This is a genomic window from Streptomyces sp. NPDC054975 (genome assembly GCF_053609105.1).
Genome location: NZ_JBSGWV010000102.1, coordinates 1 through 3,680 on the forward strand (window position 1 = coordinate 1; position 3,680 = coordinate 3,680).

The following is a 3,680-nucleotide window of genomic DNA, read 5'->3' on the forward strand; positions in this document are numbered from 1 at the left end:
TGGGTGGTTATGGTGGCTTAAACCCCCCCGCCCGGCTTCCTATGAGCTGGGTGGGCGCGGGGGCGCCCCGGGCTCGAACCCCCCCCGGGGGCCCGCCGCCGTTCGCCCGCAACGAAATCCGTACGTTCGTACGGCCCGGTTACCTGTCCGTACGGGCGATCACCCGGTCTCACACACCGGCCCCGCGTCCCGCCGCCCGGCAACAAGTGCGAAGATGGGTTCTCGGCAGGACAGGGCCCCCACCACAGGGCCGACATAAAAGCGGCCGGACACCAGCCGCCGCCCGGTCACAGGAGACCGGCGACGAGCGCACATGCATGGAGGACGTGACGTGGCGAACGACGCCAGCACCGTTTTCGACCTAGTGATCCTCGGCGGCGGTAGCGGCGGTTACGCCGCGGCGCTGCGCGGAGCGCAGCTGGGCCTGGACGTCGCACTGATCGAGAAGAACAAGCTCGGCGGCACCTGCCTGCACAACGGCTGCATCCCCACGAAGGCCCTGCTCCACGCCGGCGAGGTCGCCGACCAGGCCCGCGAGGCGGAGCAGTTCGGTGTCAAGGCCTCCTTCGAGGGCATCGACATCAAGGCCGTGCACAAGTACAAGGACGACGTGATCTCGGGCCTGTACAAGGGCCTGCAGGGTCTCGTCGCCTCCCGCAAGGTCACGTACATCGAGGGCCACGGCCGGCTCTCCTCCCCGACCTCCGTCGACGTGGACGGCCGCCGCGTCGAGGGTCGTCACGTCCTCCTCGCCACCGGTTCCGTGCCGAAGTCGCTGCCGGGTCTGGAGATCGACGGCAACCGGATCATCTCCTCGGACCACGCCCTGACCCTGGACCGCGTCCCGGAGTCGGCGATCATCCTCGGCGGCGGTGTCATCGGCGTCGAGTTCGCCTCCGCGTGGAAGTCCTTCGGCACCGACGTGACAGTCGTCGAGGGCCTGAAGCACCTGGTCCCGGCCGAGGACGAGAACAGCTCCAAGCTTCTTGAGCGCGCCTTCCGCAAGCGCGGCATCAAGTTCAACCTCGGCACCTTCTTCCAGTCCGCCGAGTACACCGACAGCGGCGTCAAGGTCACCCTGGCCGACGGCAAGACCTTCGAGGCCGAGGTGCTGCTCGTCGCCATCGGCCGCGGCCCGGTCTCGTCCGGTCTCGGCTACGAGGAGCAGGGCGTCGCGATGGACCGCGGCTACGTCCTGGTCGACGAGTACATGCGCACCAACGTGCCGACGATCTCGGCGGTCGGTGACCTCGTCCCGACGCTCCAGCTCGCGCACGTCGGCTTCGCCGAGGGCATCCTGGTGGCGGAGCGTCTGGCCGGTCTGAAGACCGTTCCGATCGACTACGACGGCGTGCCGCGGGTGACGTACTGCCACCCCGAGGTCGCCTCCGTCGGCATCACCGAGGCCAAGGCCAAGGAGATCTACGGCGCGGACAAGGTCGTCGCCCTGAAGTACAACCTCGCGGGCAACGGCAAGAGCAAGATCCTCAAGACCGCGGGCGAGATCAAGCTCGTCCAGGTCAAGGACGGTGCCGTGGTCGGCGTCCACATGGTCGGTGACCGCATGGGCGAGCAGGTCGGCGAAGCGCAGCTGATCTACAACTGGGAGGCGCTGCCGGCCGAGGTCGCACAGCTCATCCACGCCCACCCGACGCAGAACGAGGCTCTCGGCGAGGCGCACCTGGCGCTGGCCGGCAAGCCTCTGCACTCCCACGACTGACGCTCACGTCATCACGGGCGCGACGACCACTTTCCGCAATTCGTTAGGAGCAACTGAAACCATGTCGGTTTCCGTAACCCTGCCGGCGCTCGGCGAGAGCGTCACCGAGGGCACCGTCACCCGCTGGCTCAAGGCCGAGGGTGAGCGTGTCGAGGCCGACGAGCCGCTGCTCGAGGTCTCGACCGACAAGGTCGACACCGAGATCCCCGCCCCCGCGTCGGGCGTCCTCGCCTCCATCAAGGTGGCCGAGGACGAGACCGTCGAGGTCGGCGCCGAGCTCGCGATCATCGACGACGGCTCCGGCGCGCCGGCTGCCGCCCCCGCCGCCGAGGCCGCCCCGGCCGCCGAGGCCGCCCCGGCTCCGGCGCAGGAGGCCCCCGCGGCCCCCGCCGCCGAGGCCCCGGCCCAGGCCGCCGCCCCGGCCGGTGGCGCCACCGGTACGGACGTCGTCCTGCCGGCGCTCGGTGAGTCCGTCACCGAGGGCACCGTCACCCGCTGGCTGAAGTCGGTCGGCGAGTCCGTCGAGGCCGACGAGCCGCTGCTCGAGGTCTCCACGGACAAGGTCGACACCGAGATCCCGGCCCCGGCTTCGGGTGTCCTGCTGGAGATCGTCGTCGCCGAGGACGAGACCGCCGAGGTCGGCGCCAAGCTGGCCGTCATCGGCGCCCCGGGTGCCGCCCCGGCAGCCGAGGCCCCGGCTCCGGCCGCCGCTCCGGCTCCGGCCCAGGCCGCTCCCGCCCCGGCTCCGGCTCCGGCCCCCGCCGCTCCGGCTCCGGCCGCCGCCCCGGCCCCGGCTCCGGCTGCTCCGGCGCAGGCCGCCCCGGCTCCGGCTCCGGCCGCGCCTGCCGCCGCTCCGGCCGCCGCCCCCGCCGCCGCACAGCCGGCGGACGACGGCGCCTACGTGACCCCGCTGGTCCGCAAGCTCGCCTCGGAGAACGGCATCGACCTGGCGTCCGTCAAGGGCACCGGCGTCGGCGGCCGTATCCGTAAGCAGGACGTCCTCGCGGCCGCCGAGGCCAAGAAGGCCGCCCCGGCCCCCGCCGCCGCCGCCCCCGCGGCCGCCGCGCCGAAGGCTCCGGCCCTGGAGGCCTCCCCGCTGCGCGGGCAGACCGTCAAGATGACCCGCATGCGCAAGGTCATCGGCGACAACATGATGAAGGCGCTGCACGGCCAGGCCCAGCTGTCCTCGGTCGTCGAGGTCGACATCACCAAGCTGATGAAGCTGCGCGCCCGTGCCAAGGACGCGTTCGCCGCCCGTGAGGGCGTCAAGCTGTCCCCGATGCCGTTCTTCGTCAAGGCGGCGGCCCAGGCGCTGAAGGCCCACCCGGTCATCAACGCCCGGATCAACGAGGACGAGGGCACCATCACGTACTTCGACTCGGAGAACATCGGCATCGCCGTCGACTCCGAGAAGGGTCTGATGACGCCGGTCATCAAGGGTGCGGGCGACCTGAACATCGCCGGTATCTCCAAGGCCACGGCCGACCTGGCCGGCAAGGTCCGCGGCAACAAGATCACGCCGGACGAGCTGGCCGGCGCGACCTTCACCATCTCCAACACCGGTTCGCGCGGTGCGCTGTTCGACACGATCATCGTCCCGCCGAACCAGGTCGCCATCCTGGGCATCGGCGCGACGGTCAAGCGTCCGGCCGTCATCGAGACCGCCGAGGGCACCGTCATCGGCGTCCGCGACATGACGTACCTGACGCTCTCCTACGACCACCGTCTGGTGGACGGCGCCGACGCGGCCCGTTACCTGACGGCCGTCAAGGCGATCCTGGAGGCCGGCGAGTTCGAGGTCGACCTCGGTCTGTAAGGCAGCGCGGCTTGGCAACGTAACAAGCCTCACCTGCGGCGGCCCCCCCCCGGAGTGGTTACGGGGGGGGGGGGCGCCGGTTTTTGTTTTTTGTGAACGCGGTGTCTTATAAACAAAAGACGCAGCCGACGCAGTAATTATTGT

Annotated in this window: 2 protein-coding genes; both read left to right on the forward strand. The window is 70.7% G+C overall.

Annotated features, from left to right (window positions below; genetic code table 11):
- The first annotated feature begins 331 nt into the window (after window positions 1-331).
- Window positions 332-1,720 carry a dihydrolipoyl dehydrogenase gene (lpdA, locus tag ACWF79_RS34665; RefSeq protein WP_453732161.1) on the forward strand — a complete coding sequence of 463 codons (1,389 nt, stop codon included), beginning with the start codon at window positions 332-334 and terminating at the stop codon, window positions 1,718-1,720.
- Window positions 1,721-1,781: 61 nt separating this feature from the next.
- Window positions 1,782-3,536 carry a 2-oxoglutarate dehydrogenase, E2 component, dihydrolipoamide succinyltransferase gene (gene sucB / locus ACWF79_RS34670; protein ID WP_453732162.1) on the forward strand — a complete coding sequence of 585 codons (1,755 nt, stop codon included), beginning with the start codon at window positions 1,782-1,784 and terminating at the stop codon, window positions 3,534-3,536.
- Window positions 3,537-3,680: the final 144 nt, after the last annotated feature.

Bases quoted from the DNA above. Each gene is read 5' to 3' on its own strand.
- sucB (WP_453732162.1), top strand. From the start codon at position 1,782: ATGTCGGTTTCCGTAACCCTGCCGGCGCTCGGCGAGAGCGTCACCGAG.